General features: G+C 71.0%; 15 protein-coding genes. 13 read left to right on the top strand and 2 right to left on the bottom strand.

Going from position 1 to position 20,621, the window contains the following annotated elements; all coding sequences use genetic code 11:
• The first annotated feature begins 8 nt into the window (after positions 1 to 8).
• A complete protein-coding gene (locus FDM97_RS24165; RefSeq protein WP_137992585.1) occupies positions 9 to 1,067 on the top strand; it encodes a PucR family transcriptional regulator in 1,059 nt (352 codons plus the stop codon).
• Positions 1,068 to 1,343: 276 nt separating this feature from the next.
• Here FDM97_RS24165 and nhaA (FDM97_RS24160) read toward each other — a convergent pair whose 3' ends face one another.
• Positions 1,344 to 2,657, bottom strand: a complete 1,314-nt coding sequence (gene nhaA / locus FDM97_RS24160; RefSeq protein WP_137992584.1) for a Na+/H+ antiporter NhaA — start codon at positions 2,655 to 2,657, stop codon at positions 1,344 to 1,346.
• Between the two features lie 259 nt (positions 2,658 to 2,916).
• Between nhaA (FDM97_RS24160) and FDM97_RS36900 the strand changes: the two genes are divergently transcribed.
• From FDM97_RS36900 to nhaA (FDM97_RS24115), 10 genes are all read left to right on the top strand, one after another.
• A complete protein-coding gene (locus FDM97_RS36900; RefSeq protein ID WP_284440300.1) occupies positions 2,917 to 3,039 on the top strand; it encodes a hypothetical protein in 123 nt (40 codons plus the stop codon).
• Positions 3,036 to 3,125, top strand: a complete 90-nt coding sequence (gene kdpF / locus FDM97_RS24155; protein ID WP_137992583.1) for a K(+)-transporting ATPase subunit F — start codon at positions 3,036 to 3,038, stop codon at positions 3,123 to 3,125. The genes FDM97_RS36900 and kdpF overlap by 4 nt, the downstream gene beginning before the upstream one ends.
• An 8-nt stretch (positions 3,126 to 3,133) precedes the next feature.
• Entirely contained in the window at positions 3,134 to 4,798 is a 1,665-nt protein-coding gene (gene kdpA / locus FDM97_RS24150) for a potassium-transporting ATPase subunit KdpA (RefSeq protein ID WP_137992582.1), read from the top strand.
• Positions 4,795 to 6,951 (top strand): potassium-transporting ATPase subunit KdpB, encoded by a 2,157-nt coding sequence (gene kdpB / locus FDM97_RS24145; protein ID WP_137992581.1) that lies wholly within the window; start codon positions 4,795 to 4,797, stop codon positions 6,949 to 6,951. Before kdpA ends, kdpB begins: the two co-directional genes overlap by 4 nt.
• Before the next feature lie 5 nt (positions 6,952 to 6,956).
• Positions 6,957 to 7,568 (top strand): potassium-transporting ATPase subunit KdpC, encoded by a 612-nt coding sequence (gene kdpC, locus FDM97_RS24140; protein ID WP_137992580.1) that lies wholly within the window; start codon positions 6,957 to 6,959, stop codon positions 7,566 to 7,568.
• A gap of 229 nt (positions 7,569 to 7,797) precedes the next feature.
• On the top strand, positions 7,798 to 8,232 hold the full coding sequence (locus FDM97_RS24135) for a hypothetical protein (protein WP_137992579.1): 435 nt from the start codon (positions 7,798 to 7,800) through the stop codon (positions 8,230 to 8,232).
• Between the two features lie 44 nt (positions 8,233 to 8,276).
• Entirely contained in the window at positions 8,277 to 10,304 is a 2,028-nt protein-coding gene (locus FDM97_RS24130) for an SPFH domain-containing protein (RefSeq protein WP_137992578.1), read from the top strand.
• 99 nt (positions 10,305 to 10,403) lie between these two features.
• Positions 10,404 to 15,230, top strand: a complete 4,827-nt coding sequence (locus tag FDM97_RS24125; protein ID WP_137992577.1) for a DNA repair ATPase — start codon at positions 10,404 to 10,406, stop codon at positions 15,228 to 15,230.
• A gap of 359 nt (positions 15,231 to 15,589) precedes the next feature.
• Entirely contained in the window at positions 15,590 to 17,116 is a 1,527-nt protein-coding gene (locus FDM97_RS24120; protein ID WP_137992576.1) for an alanine/glycine:cation symporter family protein, read from the top strand.
• Between the two features lie 234 nt (positions 17,117 to 17,350).
• Positions 17,351 to 18,727, top strand: coding sequence for a Na+/H+ antiporter NhaA (nhaA, locus tag FDM97_RS24115; protein ID WP_137992575.1), 1,377 nt, complete (start codon positions 17,351 to 17,353; stop codon positions 18,725 to 18,727).
• A 78-nt stretch (positions 18,728 to 18,805) separates the two neighbouring features.
• Here nhaA (FDM97_RS24115) and FDM97_RS24110 read toward each other — a convergent pair whose 3' ends face one another.
• Entirely contained in the window at positions 18,806 to 19,411 is a 606-nt protein-coding gene (locus FDM97_RS24110) for a TetR/AcrR family transcriptional regulator (RefSeq protein WP_137992574.1), read from the bottom strand.
• A gap of 106 nt (positions 19,412 to 19,517) precedes the next feature.
• Between FDM97_RS24110 and FDM97_RS24105 the strand changes: the two genes are divergently transcribed.
• A complete protein-coding gene (locus tag FDM97_RS24105) occupies positions 19,518 to 20,177 on the top strand; it encodes a peroxiredoxin-like family protein (protein ID WP_137992573.1) in 660 nt (219 codons plus the stop codon).
• Positions 20,178 to 20,262: 85 nt separating this feature from the next.
• On the top strand, positions 20,263 to 20,604 hold the full coding sequence (locus FDM97_RS24100) for an ArsR/SmtB family transcription factor (protein WP_137992572.1): 342 nt from the start codon (positions 20,263 to 20,265) through the stop codon (positions 20,602 to 20,604).
• Positions 20,605 to 20,621: the final 17 nt, after the last annotated feature.

Here is a 20,621-nt window from a genome sequence, read left to right as displayed (position 1 = left end):
GAAACACCATGTCCGAGCAGGCAACGGACGCGTACATGGCGGGATATGCCGAGATCCTGCTGAGCGCCTGCGCCACGGGCCGCCGGCTCACCCGCGCCGAGCTGGAGTCCCGCCGGGCGCACGGGGAACGGGCGGCCGACGCGGGTCTCGGCCTGCGGCGGCTGATCCGGGAGCACCTGGCCGCGGCCCAGGACGTCCTGCCCCAGCTCGGCCCCGGCGGGGCCCGGGTGTTGCTCGGGGTCGTCGAGCAGGTCGTGGACACGTTCGCCGAGGGATACGAGCGGGCCCAGCACCAGGCCGTACGGCAGGAGGAGGCCGCCCGCCGGGAGTTCATCGACGACCTGCTGTACGGGCGCAGTGACCTGGGCCGGCTCGCGGAGCGGGCCGAACGGTTCGGGCTCCGCCTCTCGCACGCCCACGCCGTCGCGGTGGCCGAGGGCTCTGAGCCGTACGGGGACGGCTACCGGGTGGCCCGTGGGATCGAGGAGTCGATGCTGGCCCGGTTCGGCAACCGGCGAATCCTGCTCACCACGAAGGACGGCCGGCTGATCTGCGTCGCCCCCGGTGACGAGCCGGACGTCCTGGCGTTCTTCGCCAAGCAGGCGTACGCGGCCACCGACGGCGGCCGTGTGGCCGTCGGGCGCTCCCACCAGGGCGCGGGCGGAGTCGTCCACTCCTACGAGGAGGCCCTCAACGCCCTCGACCTGGCCACCCGCATGGGTCTCGAGGGGCCGGTGCTGCACGCCGCGGACCTGCTGGTCTACCCGGTCCTGACCCGGGACCGCGAGGCCATGGCCGACCTGGTGGAGAGCGTCCTCGGCCCCCTGCGCCAGGCCCGCGGCGGCGCCGAGCCGCTCATCGACACCCTCGCCGCGTACTTCGACAGCGGCTGCGTGGCCACGGAGGCCGCCCGCCGGCTCTCGTTGAGCGTGCGCGCCCTGACGTACCGTCTGGAGCGGATCCACACCCTCACCGCGGCCGACCCCGCCGACACCCGTCACCGCTACACCCTGCAGACCGCGGTGATCGGCGCCCGGCTCATGGGCTGGCCTGGCGCGGGTCGGTGAGTTCGCTCGGGCCAGGGCGACGTGGCAGCCGCAGGTGACCGGCGGCCAAGGCGGCCCAGCCGCTCGGCCGCACCGAGGCACGTCGGGGGCGCGCGACAGTCATGTGCGGCGGGTCGCCGCGAGCATGTGTGCGCTGGTGTTCCGGGTGGATGGTCAGCGCCCTGATCGGCAGAACCCGGGCCGCGGCAGCGGGCCCCGGCCTGTGTCAGCCGAGCAGGACGGTGACCGCAGCCGCTGCGGCGCCCGTTCGGCTCACGGTGAGCCCCGTGTCACGTGTCACCCGCGGCGTTGCCGCGTCCCGGGGGGGCGGGTCTGCTGGTAGACGTCCGGGACGCCGTCGGCGTCCTCGTCCCGGGTCTCCTCCTCCCACAGACGGCGGTAGATCCCGTTGCGACGCGTGACCAGCAGTGCGGCCACGGCCGCGGCGGTCAGCGAACCGAGCAGAACGGCGGCCTTGATGTGCTCGGCATCAGCCGGGTCGGGGAAGGCCAGCTCGCCGACCAGCAGGGCCACGGTGAAGCCGATCCCGGCCAGCACCGCCACGGCGAACACATCCGCCCACGCCAGTTCCGGGTTCAGATGCGCCCGGGTGAAGCGGGCCGCCAGGTAGGTGCCCGCGAAGATCCCCACCGTCTTCCCCAGGACGAGGCCCAGCACCACGCCCAGCGGCTCCGGGCGGGTGAACACCTCACCCAGCGCCGCACCCGAGATGCTCACCCCGGCGGCGAACAGCGCGAACAGCGGAACAGCCACACCAGCCGAGACCGGCCGCAGCAGATGCTCGGTCCGCTCCCCGGGCGACACCTTCTCGCGCGGGTCGCGCGTGGTACGCAGGAGCAGGCCCATCGCCACGCCGGCCACCGTGGCGTGCACACCGCCGTTGTACATCAGCGCCCAGATCGCCACCCCGAGCGGCACGTACCACCACCAGCCGCGCACCCGGTACCGCTGGAGCAGGTAGAAGACGACCAGCCCGGCCAGCGCGCCGCCGAGCGCGAGCAGGTCGAGGTCCGCGGTGAAGAAGACGGCGATCACCAGGATCGCACCCAGGTCGTCGACGACGGCCAGGGTCAGCAGGAAGGCCCGCAAGGCGGAAGGCAGGTGAGTGGAGAGGACCGCGAGAACGGCGAGCGCGAAAGCGATGTCGGTGGCCATCGGCACCGCCCAGCCTTGCGCGCTTCCCCCGCCGAGCGCCGTGGTGACCAGGTAGAAAGCGGCGGGGACGATCATGCCGCAGACTGCGGCCACCACCGGCAGCGCCGCGGCGGCCGGGGTGCGCAGCGCACCGACGACCAGCTCACGCTTCAGCTCGATCCCGGCGACCAGGAAGAAGACGGTGAGCAGACCGTCGGCGGTCCAGTGCTCCACCGACAGGTCCAGCCCGAGCGCGGGGATGCCGAAGTGAAAGTCGCGTATCCGCTCGTACGTCTCACTGAACGGGGTGTTCGCCCACACCAGGGCCACGACGGCCGCCACCAGCAGCACCAGCCCGCCGACCGTCTCCGTGCGCAGTGCCCGGGCCACCTCCACGCGCTCCGGCCAGGGCAGCAGGCCGAGGAAGACGGAACGCTCACGCGGGGCAGCAGCCATCAGGAAGACCTCCGGGGCATCGGCACATGGGCACACGGGCCCCTTCGACGCCGACCAGACTTCCCGGCACACCCCGCGTCTCTTAACGCGTTCTCTACACCCTATCCGGCGCAGCCTCGGCAGGCCCAGACCGCCCCGGACGGCGCCGCCGTCCCTGCTGGTGTCAGGAAGGCGTTAAGGGCGTCAGAGCGCCCGTATGGGGGCCGTCAAGACGTCTGAGCAGCGCGTTCGAACGGGATTAGCGTCGTCGTCGGCCAGCTTGGCCGATTCCCTTCCCGTCCTTCCTCAGGAGCTCACGATGGCCGACGTGGCCTTCGTCGTCATCACGATCGCGGTCTTCGCGTTGGTGGCCTTCATCGCCAAGGGGGTGGCGAAACTGTGAGTGCCGAGAACATCATCGGGCTGCTCGTGGCCGCCGCTCTGCTCGGTTACCTCGTCCTCGCTCTCGTCAAGCCGGAGAGGTTCTGAGCACGGTGATGAGCCCCGTTCTTGCCGATGTCCTCCAGGTGACGGCGCTTATCGCGGCGCTGGCGCTGGTGCATCGCCCCCTCGGCGACCACATGGCCGCCGTGTACTCCTCGAACAAGCACCTGCGGGTGGAGAGGTGGATCTACCGCGCCGTGGGCGCCAACCCCGACGTGGAGATGCGCTGGCCGGCGTATCTGCGCGCGGTGCTGGCCTTCTCGGCCGTGAGCGTGCTGCTGCTGTACGTGCTCCAGCGGGTCCAGGACACGCTGCCGCTGTCGCTCGGCTTCAAGGCGATCACGCCGGACCAGGCGTTCAACACGGCCGTGTCCTTCACGTCCAACACCAACTGGCAGTCGTACTCGGGTGAGACGGCGATGAGCCATGTCACCCAGACGTCCGGCCTGGCCGTGCAGAACTTCGTCTCGGCCGCCGTCGGCATCGCCGTCGCGGTCGCGCTGGTGCGGGGTTTCGCGCGCTCGCGCACCGGTGAGCTGGGCAACTTCTGGGCGGATCTGGTGCGCGGTGTCGTACGCATCCTCGTCCCGCTCTCCGTGGTCGCGGCGATTCTGCTGGTCGCGGCCGGCGCGATCCAGAACTTCGCCGGTATCCACGAGATCACGACGGTCACCGGGCAGACGCAGAGCATCTCGCCCGGCGCGGTCGCCTCGCAGGAGGCCATCAAGAACCTCGGCACCAACGGCGGCGGTTACTTCAACGCCAACTCCGCGCACCCCTTCGAGAACCCCAACGGCTTCTCCAACCTGCTGACGATCTTCCTGCTGCTCGTGATCCCGTTCTCGCTGCCGCGGACCTTCGGCCGCATGGTCGGCAGCGTCCGACAGGGGTACGCGATCGTCGCCGCGATGGCCACCATCTGGTTCGTCGGCGTGGTCCTGGTGACCTGGATCGAGTACGCCCACCCGGGCACCGCCGCGCAGCTCGCGGGCGGCGCGATGGAGGGCAAGGAGCAGCGCTTCGGCGAGGGCGCCTCCTCCCTGTTCGCGGTCTCCACGACCATGACCTCGACCGGCTCGGTCAACTCCTTCCACGACTCGTACAGCGGTCTGTCGGGTGGTGTGCTGCTGCTCGGCATGATGCTGGGCGAGATCGCGCCCGGCGGTGTCGGCTCCGGCCTCTACGGCATGCTGATCATGGCGATCATCGCGGTCTTCATCGCCGGTCTGATGGTCGGCCGCACCCCCGAGTACCTGGGCAAGAAGATCGGCACCCGGGAGATCAAGCTCGCCGCCTGCTTCATCCTCGTCACCCCGGCGCTCGTCCTGATCGGCACGGCGGTCGCGATGGCCACCGGTCACGGCGAGTCCTCGATGACCAATACCGGGGCCCACGGCTTCTCCGAGGTGCTCTACGCCTACACCTCGGCCTCGAACAACAACGGTTCGGCGTTCGCCGGCTTCGGCGCGAACACGGCGTATCACAACACCGCGCTGGGGCTGTGCATGGCACTGGGCCGGTTCCTGCCGATGGTGTTCGTGCTGGCCCTCGCCGGATCGCTCGCCGAGCAGAAGCCCGTTCCCGAGACCGCGGGCACGCTGCGGACCGAGAAGCCGCTGTTCACGGGGCTTCTGGTTGGCGCGATCGTGATCATCACCGGTCTGACGTTCTTCCCGGCCCTCGCGCTGGGCCCGCTCGCCGAAGGGCTCGCGGCATGACCACCGACGTACAGAAGCAAGAGGCCGCCGTGTCCGCCCAGACGTCCACCGTCTCTTCGACACCCGCCCCGCACAGCGATCTGCCCACCGGGCACAAGCCCGAGGGCGGCCGCGTCGGCGCGGGGCTGTTCGACCCCCAGCAGCTGCTGAAGTCCTTTCCGGACGCGCTGCGCAAGCTCGACCCGCGGGTGATGGTCAAGTCGCCCGTGATGTTCGTGGTCCTGGTGGGCTCGGTGGTCACCACCGTGCTGGCCGTCAAGAACCCGACGGACTGGTTCGGCTGGGCGATCACGGTCTGGCTGTGGCTGACGACGATCTTCGCCAACCTGGCGGAGGCGGTGGCCGAGGGCCGGGGCAAGGCGCAGGCGGACACGCTCCGCAAGGCCAAGACCGACACCGTCGCCCGCCGTCTGGCCAAGGACGGCACGGGCGAGGAGCAGGTCCCCGGCACCGAGCTGCGCATCGGCGACCTGGTCGTCTGCGAGGCCGGCGACATCATCCCCGGCGACGGTGACGTCGTCGAGGGAGTCGCGAGCGTCGACGAGTCCGCGATCACCGGCGAGTCGGCCCCGGTCATCCGCGAGTCCGGCGGCGACCGCTCGGCCGTGACCGGCGGGACGAAGGTGCTGTCCGACCGGATCGTCATCAAGATCACGACGAAGCCCGGCGAGACCTTCATCGACCGCATGATCAACCTGGTCGAAGGGGCGGCCCGGCAGAAGACCCCGAACGAGATCGCGCTCAACATCCTGCTGGCCTCGTTGACGATCGTCTTCCTGCTCGCGGTCGTGACCCTGAAGCCGTTCGCGATCTACGCCGGGGCCGACGGTCAGACCTCGATGATCGTCCTGACGGCCCTGCTGGTCTGCCTGATCCCGACGACGATCGGCGCGCTGCTCTCCGCGATCGGCATCGCCGGCATGGACCGGCTCGTCCAGCGCAACGTCCTCGCGATGTCGGGACGTGCGGTCGAGGCCGCGGGCGACGTGTCCACGCTGCTGCTCGACAAGACCGGCACCATCACCCTGGGCAACCGGCAGGCGGCCGAGTTCGTCCCGGTGCGCGGTACGACGGAGGCCGAGGTCGCCGACGCGGCCCAGCTGTCCTCGCTCGCCGACGAGACGCCCGAGGGCCGCTCCATCGTGGTGCTCGCCAAGGAGAGGTACGGGCTGCGCGAACGTCACCAGGGCGAGCTGGTGCACGCCGAGTGGATCGAGTTCACCGCCCAGACCCGTATGTCGGGCGTGGACGTCGACGGCCGCAAGGTCCGCAAGGGCGCGACCGGTTCGGTCGTGGCCTGGGTGAAGGAGCGGGGCGGCAGCGTCTCCGAGGACGCGCAGGCGCTCACGGACCGGATCTCCGAGGCCGGCGGCACCCCGCTGCTGGTGGCCGTGGAAGACGGCGAGGGCGCGCGTGTCCTGGGCGTCATCCACCTGAAGGACGTCGTCAAGGACGGCATGCGCGAACGGTTCGACGAGCTGCGCCGCATGGGCATCAAGACGATCATGATCACGGGCGACAACCCGCTGACGGCGAAGGCCATCGCCGAGGAGGCCGGTGTCGACGACTTCCTCGCCGAGGCCACCCCCGAGGACAAGATGGCCCTCATCAAGCGCGAGCAGGCCGGCGGCAAGCTCGTGGCGATGACGGGTGACGGTACGAACGACGCCCCGGCGCTCGCGCAGGCGGATGTCGGCGTGGCGATGAACACGGGTACGTCGGCCGCGAAGGAGGCCGGCAACATGGTCGACCTCGACTCCAACCCGACCAAGCTCATCGAGATCGTCGAGATCGGCAAGCAGCTCCTCATCACCCGAGGCGCCCTGACCACGTTCTCCATCGCCAACGACGTGGCGAAGTACTTCGCGATCATCCCCGCGATGTTCGCGGTGGCCTACCCGTCGCTCGACAAGCTCAACATCATGGGGTTGGCCTCGCCCGAGTCCGCGATTCTCTCCGCGGTCATCTTCAACGCGCTCATCATCGTGGCCCTGGTGCCGCTCGCCCTGAAGGGCGTGCGCTACCGGCCGATGAGCGCGGACAAGATGCTCCGCCGCAACCTCGGCCTCTACGGACTGGGCGGCCTGGTCGCGCCGTTCATCGGCATCAAGATCATCGACATGCTCATCGCTCTCATCCCCGGGATCGGCTGAACGCCATGAACAACTCCGTAGCAAACACGGGACGCCTGGTCTGGGCCGCGCTGCGCATGCTGCTCGTGCTCACGGTCGTGACCGGGATCGTCTATCCGCTCGCCGTCACCGGCATCGCCCAGGGCCTGTTCAACGACAAGGCCAACGGCTCGATCGTGAAGGCGGACGGCAAGGAGATCGGCTCCGAACTCATCGGCCAGACCTGGAACATCAAGGGCACCGACAAGCCGGACCCGAAGTGGTTCCAGCCCCGCCCGTCGAACAGCGGTTACGACCCGCTGGCCACGGGATCGAGCCAGCTCGGCGCCTCCGACGCCAAGCTGACCAAGACCGTCGCGGACACCAAGAAGGCGGTGGCGGCCTTCAACGGCGTACCGGAGTCCGAGGTCCCCAAGGACGCGGTCACCGGCTCCGCCTCCGCGATCGACCCGCACATCTCCCCGGAGTACGCGCGGATCCAGGTCGAGCGGGTCGCCGAGGCCAACGGACTGACCGAGCGGCAGGTCGCCGAGCTGGTCGAGCAGCACACCGAGGGCCGCACGGCGGGCTTCCTCGGCGAGCCCCATGTCGACGTCCTCGAGCTCAACCTCGCACTGAAGGCGCTGGCCGGTCGCTGACCAGGCCCTGAAGCGCCCGCCACAGGAAGCCGGCGGCGTACGCGGTCTCGCGTACGCCGCCGGCCTCGCGCGCGTCCAGCGGCGCTCGTTCGGCATCATGGCGCCGTAAAGATTGCCGGATTCCGGCAATGCGCCGGGGTGTCCCTCGCTGCCACGATGGGGTTACCGGAGGGCAGGCGTAGTGCTTGCTTCCGGGTTCCGGAAGTGCGCCACGTGGGGGAGGGGACAGATGCAGAGCGAGTTCCTGTCCGCCGCCGCAGCCTTCCCCACCGTCGTGTTCACCGCCGCGCTGGTCGTCGTGGCCGGGTTCTGGCTGCTGGTGCTGTGCGGGATCGCGGACCACGACGGCTTCGACGCCGATCTGGACGCCGACGTCCTGCGCCTCGGGAGAGTGCCCGCCTCGGTGTCCCTCTCCGTCGGCATCGCCCTGGCGTGGTTGCTCAGTCTGGCCGGCTCCGTCGCCCTGGCGCGTACCGAACCGCCCGGCCTGTTCCTCCTCAAGGGCGCCCTGTTCGTGCTCGCGCCGACGGCCGCCTGGTGGATCACGACCCGGGCCCTTCGCCCGCCGGCGAAGCCTTCCCCCGACGAACCCGGGGTCGCGTCCCTCGACACGCCACTCGAAGCGACCTTCGACGCGGCGCTCGACCCGGACCGAGCCGCCTGAGCGCTCGCGCCTCCTCCACCCTTCTCACCACACGGGGTCTTCTCATGGATGCCATCACCCTGGGCATCGGCGTGCTCGTCGCCGTTGTCCTGCTCGTCACCGTCACCCTCCTGTTCGTGATCAGCCGGCTGTTCCGCAAGGTGGAGCAGGGCAAGGCGCTGATCGTGTCGAAGATGCGGAAGGTCGACGTCACCTTCACCGGACAAGTGGTCCTGCCGGTCCTGCACAAGGCCGAGGTCATGGACATCTCGGTGAAGACGATCGAGATCAGCCGCACGGGCCGGGACGGACTGATCTGCCGGGACAACATCCGCGCCGACATCCGGATCTCGTTCTTCGTACGGGTCAACAAGACCGTCGAGGACGTCATCAGGGTCGCCCAGGCGATCGGAACCGCCCGCGCGAGCGACCAGTCGACGCTGCAGGAGCTGTTCAACGCCAAGTTCTCCGAGGCGCTCAAGACGGTCGGCAAGCAGATGGACTTCATCGACCTCTACACCAAGCGCGAGGAGCTGCGGTTCAAGATCATCGAGATCATCGGCATCGACCTCAACGGCTACAGCCTGGAGGACGCCGCGATCGACTACCTGGAGCAGACCCCGCTCAGCCAGCTCGACCCGTCCAACGTCCTGGACGCCCAGGGCATCCGGAAGATCACCGAGCTGACCGCCATCGAGCACGTGCGCACCAACGAGTTCCAGCGCACGGAGGAGAAGGAGATCACCCGCCAGAACGTCGACGCCCGCGAGGCGATCCTGGAGCTGGAGCGCCGGCAGACGGACGCCGAGATCAAGCAGCGGCGTGAGATCGAGACCGTACGGGCCCGGGAGGAGGCCGAGACCGCCCGGGTGGTGGAGGAGGAGCGGCTGCGCGCGCAGAGCGCCTTCCTCAGGACCGAGGAGCAGCTCGGCGTCCAGCGCGAGAACCAGGCCCGTGAGGTGGCGGTCGCGCAGAAGAACCGCGAGCGGGTCATCGCCATCGAGAACGAGCGGATCGAGAAGGACCGGCTCCTGGAGGTCATCTCCCGGGACCGGGAGACCGAACTCACCCGGATCGCCGCCGAGAAGGAGCTCGAGGCCGAGCGCCGTGAGATCGCCGAGGTGATCCGCGAGCGGGTGGCCGTGGACCGTACGGTCGCCGAGCAGGAGGAGTCGATCAAGCGGCTGCGGGCGGTCGAGGAGGCCGAGCGCGAGCGGCAGGCCCTCGTCATCGCCGCCGAGGGCCAGGCGCAGGAGCGGCTGGTCAAGGACATCAAGGCCGCCGAGGCCGCCGAGCAGGCCGCCGTCCACCGCGCGGCCGAGGAGCTCACGCTCGCCGAGGCCCGCCACAAGGCCGCGGACATGGACGCCCGCGCCAAGATCCGGCTCGCCGAGGGTGTCCAGGCGGAGGCCGCGGCCGAGGGACTCGCCGCCGTCCAGGTGCGCGAGAAGGAGGCCGGCGCGATCGAGAAGGCCGGCCGGGCGGAGGCCGAGGCGACGGAGGCCCGGCTGCGGGCCGAGGCGATCGGCACGCGGGAGAAGGCGCTGGCCGAGGCGACCGCGATCGGCGAGAAGCTGAAGGCCGAGGCCGCCGGTCTGACCGAGAAGGCCGCGGCGATGGCCGCCCTCGACGAGGCGTCCCGCACCCACGAGGAGTACCGGCTGCGCCTGGAGGCCGAGAAGGACATCCGTCTCGCCGGACTCGAGGTGCAGCGGCAGGTCGCCGAGGCGCAGGCCACGGTCCTGGCCACCGGTCTGGAGCACGCGGACATCAACATCGTCGGCGGCGAGTCCGTCTTCCTCGACCGCCTCGTGCAGTCGATCGCGCTCGGCAAGTCCGTGGACGGCTTCATGGACTCCTCGCAGACCGCGCAGGCCCTCGCCGGCCCCTGGCTGAACGGGTCCGGTTCCTTCACCGAGGACCTGACCAAGGTGCTCGGCTCGCTCTCGACCGCCGATGTGCAGAACCTCAGCGTGTCCGCGCTGCTCGCCAAGCTCATGAAGTCTGGCGTACTCGACGCGGGATCGGCGGAGATCGCGGAGATCGCGGAGATCGCGCGGACCAGCGGGCTGAACGGCGCCGCCAAGAGCTGACCGCCCCGGGGGGAGCGGTCAAGGGTCCGGTGCCGGCACACGGGGGTTGTGGGCACCGGACCCGTCTTTTTCATCACGGTACGAGGGAGCGGAACGAAGATGAGTGCCGGTATCGACCAGGACACGTACGCGGTACTGCGCGACCGCCTCACCGCGCAGGCGACCGAGCTCGCCCGGCGCGCCGAGGCCCTGAACCAGGCCCGGACCGCCGAGTTCGGCACCGGCGAGTTCCGCCTCACCGGCACCGACCGCGTCCGCAGCGAGCAGGCCCGCGTACCGAGGGACATCGTCGCCGTCGGCGACCTGCTGCTCGTCGGCTCCTCCACGTCCTTCGCCGGACGGGACGAGCCCCCGGTCGCCGAGGTGTTCGCGCTGTACGACCGCGACCTGGCCCCACTGCCCGAGGACGCGGTGCCCGGGCTCCTGGACGACCCCGCGTTCGTACGGGAGTTCACCGCCCTGCACCGGTACTTCCGCGACGCTCGCCTGCTCCGGCTGCGCCGCACGGACGGCCGGCTCCTCGCCGTCTTCCGTACCGGGGAGCGGAGCGAGGACGTCCGCGTGCTGCGCTGGTCGGTCGACCCGTCCGGCCGGACACGGTTCCTCGACGCCCAGGGGGAGCGCGACCACGTCTTCCCGCCCTCCCACGACATCGACTGGGTGGAGACCACCCGCGACGACCACATCCCCGGCCGGCACCCGCACATCTCGCTGGACGGCCGCCTCTTCGTCTCCACCGTCGGCGGGTCGCTCACCGTGAAGACGGAGAACGACACCGAGACCGGCGACGGCATCCACTCCGAGCCCGTCGCCGAACCCCTGCAGTCCCTGGCCGACGCCGACGTCTCGTACGCGAGCGTGGGCCCTCTCGTCCTGGTCCGCGTCCGCCCGTACAAGGAGGAGGCGTGGCGGTATCTCGTCTTCAACGCGCTGACGGGGACCGTGGTCAGGCTCGACGGCATCGGACAGGCGTGCCTCCGGCTGCCCGACGAGCAGGGGATCGTCTTCCCCGGCGGCTACTGCCTCGCCGCGGGGACGGTGAAAGCCTTCGGCACGGACACGGCCACGGACACGGCCGGGCTCGAGTTCGAGCGCGGGATGCGCTCGCCCACCGGTGAGGACCTCCTCTTCGTCTTCCGCGCCCCCACGGAGGGCCGCTGCCTCCTCCTCGCCTACAACGTGATCCGCAAGGAGGTCGCCAGCCCCCTCTCCTGCCGCGGATACGCGCTCCTCGACGACGGGACGATGGTCGTGCTGCGCGCCGAGGAGGAGGAGCCGGGCCGGGTGCACCCGGTGCAGATCTGGCAGACCCCGTTCGTCGCCGACACCCACGTGGAGCCCCTGGGCAGCGGTCCGCTGGCCCGCATCGGCAACGCCGATCTGGTCCGGGGCGTCTCCGACTGCCTCGCGATCGCCCGCCAGGCCACCGAGTCCACCCCCACCGGCGAGGTGTACCAGGCGCTGGTCGCCGCCTGCGTACGGGCGGCCGACGTCCACCACTGGCTGGGCGACCCGGAGACCGGCGACCTGCGCACCCCGCTGACCGCGGTGCGCGAGACCGCCGCGCAGGTCCTCGACGAGTTCGAGACCGTGACGACCCTCACCCGGCAGGCGGCCGAGGCGCTGGAGGAGGCGTCCCGGCAGCTCGCCCGGCTGGTCCGGCGGGTGCGGGGCGAGGCCCCCGCCACGGCCGAGGAGTGGATCTCCCGGATCACCGAACTGCGCCGGGCCAAGGGCCACGCGGCCACGCTGAAGGAGATGCGGTACGCCGACACCGACGGCATCGACGCCCTCTCCCGGGACGTCGAGGCGGAGATCGTCTCCGTCGGCCGGCGGGCCGTCGCGTTCCTCCGCCGGGAGGACGCCTTCACCGTTCACCACGACGAGGCCGAGCGGCTCGCCGCCGAGGCCGGGCAGGCCGCCACCGTCGCCGAGGCCGGCGCCCTCGGCGAGCGCGTCGACGCGCAGGCCGAAGGACTCCGGGCGCTCAGCGAGACCATCGCGGGCCTCGACATCGGCGACGCGACCGTACGCACCGCCATCCTGGAGCGGATCGCCGAGGTCCTCGGTGCGGTCAACCGCGCCCGGGCCGTCCTCGTCGCCCGCCGCACCGAACTGCTCGACCGGGAGGGGCGCGCCGAGTACGCGGCCGAGCTCGCCCTGCTCGGCCAGGCGGTCACCGGTGCGCTGGCGGCGGCCACGACACCGGAGGACTGCGACGACCAACTCGGCAGGCTGCTGCTCCAGCTGGACGCCCTCGAGTCCCGGTTCGCCGAGCACGACGGCTTCCTCGCCGGCCTCGCCGAGAAGCGGACCGAGATCCACGACGCGTTCACCGCGCGCCGGCAGTCGCTCCAGGACGCCCGCGCCCGGCGCGGCGAACGCCTCGCCGAGTCGGCGGGCCGGGTCCTCGGGACGATCGCCCGGCGGGCCGCGACCCTCGCGGGACCCGACGACGTACAGACGTACTTCGCCTCCGACCCCATGGTCACCAAGGTCCGCCGCACCGTGGCCGAGCTGCGCGACCTGGGCGACCAGGTCAGGGCGGAGGAGCTGGAGGGCCGGCTGGCCGCCGTCCGCCAGGAGGCGGGGCGGGCGCTGCGGGACCGTACCGACCTGTTCTCGACGGACGGCGCCACGCTCCGCCTCGGCCGCCACCGGTTCGCCGTCCACCGGCAGGCCCCCGAGCTGTCCCTCGTACCGTACGAGGACACCCTCGCGTTCGCGCTGACGGGCACCGACTACCGCGCGCCGGTCACCGACCCGGAGTTCGCGGCGACCCGGCGGTACTGGAACCGGACGCTGCCCTCCGAGTCGCCGGAGGTCTACCGCGCCGAGTACCTGGCCGCCCGGCTCCTCGCCGAGCACGGCGTCGACGGCCTCGCGGGCGCCGACCACCCCGCCCTCGTACGGAAGGCGGCCGAGGCCGCCCCGGACGAGGGATACGAGCGCGGGGTCCACGACCACGACGCGGCGCGGATCCTGGGCGCGGTGCTGCGGCTGAGCCAGGAGGCGGGGCTGCTGCGGTACCCGGGAGCGGCCCGGGCGGCCGCCCAGATCTTCTGGGCGCACGAGACCACCCCGGAGGCCCGTGCGCAGTGGACCCGGCGCGCGGTCTCCCTCACCCGGGCCCGTGACGTCTTCGGTGCCGCGTCCGCCGTCGAGGGGCTGCGCGAGGAGCTGGCCGGGGAGATCGGCGACCGGACGGCCGCCGCGTACCTCGTCGAGGAACTGGCGGCGGGCCCGGACGGTTTCGCGCTCTCGGACGCGGCCCGCACCCTCCTGGACAAGTTCCGCCGGGCCGTCGGAAGCCCCGCGTACGACGAGGACCTCGCCGTACTGACGGAGACGGGCGCACGCCGCCAGCTCGTCGAGGCCTGGCTCACGTCCTACGCGTCGTCGTCGGGGGAGTCGCCCGAGGACGGCGTGCTCGCCGAGGCCGTCGCCGTCGAGCTGTGCCCGGCGCTGGAGCGGTACGAGGCCGACGCCGCGACCACGGCGCAGGTCACGGGGCTCCTCGGCACGCACCCCCGGGTGCGTGCGGGCGCCCTCGGGCTGCGCCTGGACGAGTTCCTGGCAAGGACCGAGGAGTTCGCCGGCGAGGACGTGCCCGGATTCCGTCACTACCAGCGGCTTCGCACGGAACTCGTCGCGGCCGAGCGGGCCCGGCTGCGGGTGGACGACCACCGGCCCCGCGTCATGTCGTCCTTCGTGCGCAACCGGCTCGTCGACGAGGTCTACCTGCCGCTGATCGGCGACAACCTCGCCAAGCAGCTCGGCGCCGTCGGCGACGCCAAGCGGACCGACTCCCACGGCCTGCTGCTGCTCCTCTCTCCGCCGGGGTACGGCAAGACGACGCTGGTCGAGTACGTCGCCGAGCGCCTCGGGCTCCTCCTGGTCAAGGTCGACGGGCCGGCCCTCGGCCAGGACACCACCTCGCTCGACCCCGCCGAGGCCAGGGGCGCCGCCGCCCGCCGGGAGCTGGAGAAGATCGCCTTCGCCCTGGAGGCGGGCAACAACGTCCTGCTGTACCTGGACGACATCCAGCACTGCTCGCCGGAGTTCCTGCAGAGGTTCATCCCGCTCTGCGACGCCACCCGCACGCTGAACGGGCACGACCTGCGGGGCAAGCGCTTCGCCGTCTGCATGGCCGGAAACCCCTACACCGAGACCGGGCAGCGCTTCCGTCTCCCCGACATGCTGGCCAACCGCGCCGACGTGTGGAACCTCGGCGACGTGCTCACCGGCAAGGAGGACGCCTTCGCCCTCAGCTTCGTCGAGAACGCCCTGACCTCCCACCCGGCCCTCGCCCCGCTGGCCGGCCGCGACCGGGCCGACCTGGAACTCCTCGTCCGTCTCGCCGAAGGCGACCCGACGGCGCGCCGCGAACGGCTGACCCACTCCTACGCGCCCGCCGAGTTCGACCGGATCCTCGCCGTCCTGCGGCATCTGCTGACCGCCCGCGCCACGGTCCTCGCGGTCAACGCGGCGTACATCGCCTCCGCCGCGCAGTCCGACGCGGCCAGGACCGAACCGCCCTTCCGGCTCCAGGGCTCGTACCGCAACATGAACAAGATCGTGGCCCGTATCTCGCCGGCCATGAACGACGCCGAACTCACCGCCGCGATCGACGACCACTACGCGGCCGAGGCCCAGACGCTCACCGACGAGGCCGAGGCCAATCTCCTGAAGCTCGCCGAGCTCCGCGGCACCCTCACCGGGCCGCAGGCCGCCCGCTGGGCGGAGGTCACCGCCGCCTACCGGCGGGCCGGGGCGCTCGGCGGCGCCGAGGACGATCCGCTGGGCCGCGCGATCGCCGCGCTCGGTCTGCTGGCCGAGCGCATCACGGCCGTCGAGGCGGCGATCACGCGTGCCGCGGACCCCCGCCATCTGCTCGCGCGACCGGGTGGAAGGACAGGTCTCTAACGCGGCATACTCCTGACCAGCAGATATGCGTGTCCTGTGAACGGATGTATGTGTCCGGATAACGGTCGGGTCACGCTTGCTGGGCTTTCTGTAGATCACTTTACGTCATGTGATCTGTGTCACGCGCACGGCTGGGTGAGTCGTGGTAGGAATGCGCAACTTCGCAGGTGGCACGACCCAGTGTCATCCCGCGAAGTGGCCGGCACGCACCGGTCAGCACGACCAGGGTGATCACTGTCCGAGTCCGCGGACGGTGCCGCCCCGGGTCGCCGATCGGACAACGGCGTTCGCTCACAGACCGCACTCCTCACCGGCGTAGCCTCCCGCGCGCCGGTCCTGCGCCACCTGAGGACCCCAACGTGTCACTCGATTCCATCACCCAGTCCGTAGACAAGGCCGTCAGCGGGTTCTTCGAACCCATTGCCACCTGGCTCGGCGAGATCGTCTTCTACTCCGTGCCCGTCGCGGGTACGCAGCTGCCCCTCATCGTCGCCTGGCTCGTCGTCGCCGGCCTGGTCTTCACCGGCTGGTTCGGCTTCGTCCAGGTACGCAAGTTCCGGCTCGCCATCGACGTCGTGCGCGGCAAATACGACGAGAAGGGCTCCGCCGGCGAGGTCAACCACTTCCAGGCGCTGACCGCCGCCGTCTCCGGCACGGTCGGCCTCGGCAACATCGCCGGTGTGGCCGTCGCGGTCTCGATCGGTGGCCCGGGTGCCACGTTCTGGATGATCCTCTGCGGTCTGCTCGGCATGGCCACGAAGTTCGTCGAGGTCACCCTCGGTGTGAAGTACCGCGAGGTCCACGCCGACGGCACCGTGTCCGGTGGCCCGATGCACTACCTGCGCAAGGGCATGACCGAGCGCTTCGGCAAGAACGGCAAGGTCGTCGGCACGGTACTCGCCGGCCTCGCCGCCTTCATGGTCCTGTTCTTCGGCCTCTTCGGAGGCAACCTCTTCCAGGCGAACCAGAGCTACACCCTGCTGGCGTCCCTCCCGGTCTTCGGCGGCGGCTCCTCCACCTTCGCCCTGTTCTTCGGCATCCTGGTCGCCGCCCTCGTCGGCCTGGTCCTGCTGGGCGGACTCCGCTCGGTGGCCTCGGTCACCAGCCGTCTGGTCCCGGCCATGGCGATCATCTACATCGTCGCCTGCCTGGTCGTCATCGTGGCCAACGCCTCCGCGGTGCCGTCCGCCATCTCCATGATCATCACCGAGGCCTTCAGCCCGAAGGGTGTCGCCGGCGGCATCATCGGTGCGCTGATCGTCGGCTTCAAGCGCGCCGCCTTCTCCAACGAGGCCGGCCTCGGCTCCGCGCCGATCGCCCACTCCGCGGTCAAGACCAAGCACCCCGCGAGCGAGGGCCTGGTCGCCCTGCTGGAGCCGTTCATCGACACGGTCGTCATCTGCACCATGACCGCGCTGACCATCGTCATCGCGAGCCCGCAGAGCTGGCTGGACGCCCGCGCCGGTGAGAGCATCGGCGGTGTCACCATCACCGCGGACGCCTTCGCCACCGTGATGCCGTGGTTCCCGTACGTGCTGACCCTCGCGGTCCTGCTGTTCGCCTTCTCCACGATGATCACCTGGGGCTACTACTGCCTCAAGGCCTGGTCGCACCTGTTCGGCCGCAGCAAGGCCAGCGAGATCACCTTCAAGGTCCTGTACTCCGCCTTCGTGGTCCTCGGCTCGCTGATGTCCCTGGGCACCCTGATCGACCTCGCCGACTCGGTCCTCTTCCTGCTCGCCGTGATCAACATCATCGGCCTCTACCTGCTGGCCCCGATCGTCAAGAAGGAGCTCGACTCCTTCCTGGCGTTCGTCCGCCGGCGTGACGCCGGTCTGCCGGACGAGGCCGACTCCGACGAGGAGCCGGTGAAGGCCTCCGTCTGACCGCCCCGGCGGCCCGGTTTCCGAAAGGGCCCGCCCCCACCGCGCACCTTGGTGGGGGCGGGCCCTCTCGCCCGTTTCAGCGTTTCAGCAGGTGAAAGACGCCCTGGTGAGACTCCCGGTCACCCGATAGGGTGCCAAGAACGCGTCAAGACGGCGTTGGTGTGCCGGGAAGTCTGGTCGGCGTCCGAGGGGCCCGTGTGCCCGCTCGACGACACGCCCCGGAGGATCCTCCCCATGACCCAGTCACGCCCCGTGACACAGGCACGCCCGCGCAAGGTGGTCCTCGGACTGCTGCCCTGGCCCGAACGCCAGGCCGTCGCCGAGGCCCTGCGCACGGAGACCGTCGGCGGACTCGTGCTGCTCGGCGCCGCCGTCGTCGCGCTCCTCTGGGCGAACAGCCCCTGGAGCGAGACGTACGAGTGGATACGCAACGCGCACTTCGGCATACCGGCACTCGGACTCGACCTCTCGGTCGGCCACTGGACAGCGGACGGCCTGCTCGCCCTGTTCTTCCTCGTCGCCGGCATCGAGCTCAAGCGTGAACTCGTCGTGGGCGAGCTGCGCACCCCCGCCACCGCGGCGCTGCCCGTCATCGCGGCCTTCTGCGGCATGGCCGTACCGGCCGCGCTCTACGCGCTCGTCGCCGCCGGGACCGGCGGAAGCCTCGACGGCTGGGCCGTACCCATGGCCACGGACATCGCCTTCGCCCTCGCGGTCCTGGCCGTCATCAGCACCCATCTGCCCGCGGCCCTGCGGGCGTTCCTGCTGACCCTCGCCGTCGTGGACGACCTCGGTGCGATCCTCGTCATCGCCGTCTTCTTCACCTCGGACCTCGACTTCTGGGCGCTCGCGGCATCGTTCGCCGGCCTGGGCCTCTTCTACGCGCTGCAGCGGCTGCGGGTGCGCGGCTGGTGGTGGTACGTGCCGCTCGGCGTCGCGATCTGGGCCCTGATGTACAACTCCGGTGTCCACGCCACCGTCGCCGGAGTCGCCATGGGCCTGATCCTGCGCACCACCCGCGACAAGGGCGAGGAAGCCTCCCCGGGAGCGCGCGTCGCGCACCTCGTCCACCCCGTCTCGGCGGGCGTCGCCGTCCCCCTGTTCGCCCTCTTCGCCGCCGGCGTCGGCATCTCGGGCTCCGCCCTCCTGGACGTCGTCACCGAGCCCGAGTCCCTCGGCGTCGTCACCGGGCTCCTCGTCGGAAAGATCCTGGGCGTCTTCCTCGGCACCTACCTCGCCGCCCGCTTCACCCGGGCGCGGCTCAACCCCGAACTCGCCTGGGCGGACGTCTTCGGACTCTCCGTCCTCGCCGGCATCGGCTTCACCGTCGCCCTCCTCATCGGCGAACTCGCCTTCCCCGACCCGGCCGCGGCCGAACACATCAAGGCCGCCGTCCTCATCGGTTCGCTGACCGCCGCCGTCCTCGCGGCCTTCCTCCTGCGCCGCCGCAACCGCGTGTACCGGCGCCTGTACGAGGAGGAGAACCGGGACGACAACGCCGACGGCATCCCCGACATCTACCAGTCGGGCTCGGACGCGCCGGGCTCGGACGTGTCGGGCTCCGACCGGTCGGGCTCGGACCGGTCCGAGCAGGAGCGGCAGCCGGCGTAGGACGGACCGACGGACCGACAGACCGACGGTCTGTCGGTCTGTCGGTCTGTCGGTGGCCGGTGTCCGCCCTCGCGAGGGTCAGGCGCCGGCCGGGCCGCGGCCGGCGATCGTGGCCAGGGCCGCGTCGACGGTCCGGCGCAGCCGCTCCTGGTCCGCGCCGGCGCGGGAGCGCAGGTTCACCCCGTGCGCGAGGAGGGCGAGGACGTCGGCGGCCGACTCGGGGTCCGCGGCCTCACCGAGCTGGCCCTTGGCCCGCGCCACGGCGAGGGCGTCGCGCAGCGCGTCGCGCAGGCGGTGGTGCTGCCGGTCCAGTACGGCGCGGACCTCCGCCTCGTCGTTCTCCGCGCCCGCGTGGGCGTTGGAGATCATGCATCCCCACCGGGCGTACTCGCCGGTGCAGCGCATGTCGATGAGGTTCGTGAAGAACTCCTCCACGGCCGGCAGCCCGCGGTCGTCCTGCGCGAGGCGGCCGAGCACCGGCCGGGAGCGCTCGTCGACGTAGCGCTCCAGGGCCGCCAGATACAGCTGCTGCTTGCCGCCGAAGGTGGCGTACAGGCTGGAGCGGTTGAGTCCGGTCGCGTTGACGATGTCCTGGACGCCGGTCGTGGCCACGCCCTGCTTCCAGAAGAGCCGCACCACGGTGTCCAGCGCCGCGTCGGGATCGAAGTGCTTGATGTCCGGCATGGCTCGCCCCTCATCCTGTAACGACAGTTCCAAGATACCTCTGGCCGGGAGACGGGTGCGCCGCTATCTTGGAACGGTCGTTTCAAGATATCTGGGAGGAAGCCCCATGAGCCTCAACGCGGAACTGCGCGCCTTCTACGAGAGCCGCCAGGAGCACATCCCGGCGCACATCCGGGAGATCATCGACCGGGCGGGCCAGGAGCTCGCCGACTCCGGACAGGCCGAGCGCGCCGTGAACGTGGGCGACACCGCCCCCGACTTCAGCCTCCCGGCGGCCGAAGGGGACCCGGTCGCCCTGAAGACGCTGCTGGCCGCCGGGCCCGTGGTGCTCACCTTCTACCGGGGCTCCTGGTGCCCGTACTGCAACCTCGCCCTCCGCGCGCTCCAGCAGCACCACGGAGACATCGCCGCCCGCGGCGCCCGGCTCGTCGCGGTCTCCCCGCAGATCCCGGACGAGTCGCTGTCGCTGGCCGAGAAGCACGACCTGGCCTTCGGCGTCCTGAGCGACGTCGGCTCGGACGTCGCCAAGCAGTACGGACTCGCCTTCGACCTGCCCGACGACCTGGCCGGCGTGTACGAGGGCTTCGGCATCGACCTCCAGCGCGCCAACGCGGGCCACGCCCGCACCCTTCCGCTCCCCGCGACCTTCGTCATCGGCCGGGACGGCATCGTGCGGTGGGCCTTCGTGAACACCGACTACACGACCCGGGCCGAGCCCACCGACATCCTGCGCGCGCTCGACGAGCTCGGGGGCGCGTCCCACTGACCGGTCAACGAATTGCATAATTCTGCAATTCGTTACATCCTGGGGTTGTCGTGTTCGCAGGCAACCGCGAGGAGAGGCCGCGCCCGTGCCCGTTCCGCTGTACCAGGCCAAGGCCGAGTTCTTCCGGATGCTCGGACACCCCGTCCGCATCCGGGTCCTGGAGCTGCTGCAGAACGGGCCCATGCCCGTACGCGATCTGCTCGCGGAGATCGAGGTCGAGCCGTCGGCCCTCTCGCAGCAGCTCGCGGTGCTCCGGCGGTCCGGGATCGTGAGGTCCAGCCGCGAGGGGGCGACGGTGGTGTACACCCTGGCCGGCGGTGACGTGACGGATCTGATGCAGGCGGCGCGGCGGATCCTCACGGAGATGCTGGCCGGGCGGAACGAGCTCCTGGCCGAGCTGCGCGAGACCGAGGGCGCGGCCTCGTGAGGACGCCCCTGCGGCCG

Source organism: Streptomyces vilmorinianum, from assembly GCF_005517195.1.
Classification (GTDB): Bacteria; Actinomycetota; Actinomycetes; order Streptomycetales; family Streptomycetaceae; genus Streptomyces; species Streptomyces vilmorinianum.
This window is presented reverse-complemented; position numbering and strand designations above follow the sequence as displayed.

Excerpts from the sequence above, each read along its gene's own strand:
- nhaA (WP_137992584.1), bottom strand. The coding sequence starts at position 2,657 with ATGGCTGCTGCCCCGCGTGAGCGTTCCGTCTTCCTCGGCCTGCTGCCC.
- FDM97_RS24105 (WP_137992573.1), top strand. The coding sequence starts at position 19,518 with ATGAGCCTCAACGCGGAACTGCGCGCCTTCTACGAGAGCCGCCAGGAG.
- FDM97_RS24165 (WP_137992585.1), top strand. The coding sequence starts at position 9 with ATGTCCGAGCAGGCAACGGACGCGTACATGGCGGGATATGCCGAGATC.
- kdpA (WP_137992582.1), top strand. The coding sequence starts at position 3,134 with ATGAGCCCCGTTCTTGCCGATGTCCTCCAGGTGACGGCGCTTATCGCG.
- FDM97_RS24125 (WP_137992577.1), top strand. The coding sequence starts at position 10,404 with ATGAGTGCCGGTATCGACCAGGACACGTACGCGGTACTGCGCGACCGC.
- FDM97_RS24135 (WP_137992579.1), top strand. The coding sequence starts at position 7,798 with ATGCAGAGCGAGTTCCTGTCCGCCGCCGCAGCCTTCCCCACCGTCGTG.
- FDM97_RS24130 (WP_137992578.1), top strand. The coding sequence starts at position 8,277 with ATGGATGCCATCACCCTGGGCATCGGCGTGCTCGTCGCCGTTGTCCTG.
- kdpB (WP_137992581.1), top strand. The coding sequence starts at position 4,795 with ATGACCACCGACGTACAGAAGCAAGAGGCCGCCGTGTCCGCCCAGACG.
- FDM97_RS24110 (WP_137992574.1), bottom strand. The coding sequence starts at position 19,411 with ATGCCGGACATCAAGCACTTCGATCCCGACGCGGCGCTGGACACCGTG.
- nhaA (WP_137992575.1), top strand. The coding sequence starts at position 17,351 with ATGACCCAGTCACGCCCCGTGACACAGGCACGCCCGCGCAAGGTGGTC.
- kdpC (WP_137992580.1), top strand. The coding sequence starts at position 6,957 with ATGAACAACTCCGTAGCAAACACGGGACGCCTGGTCTGGGCCGCGCTG.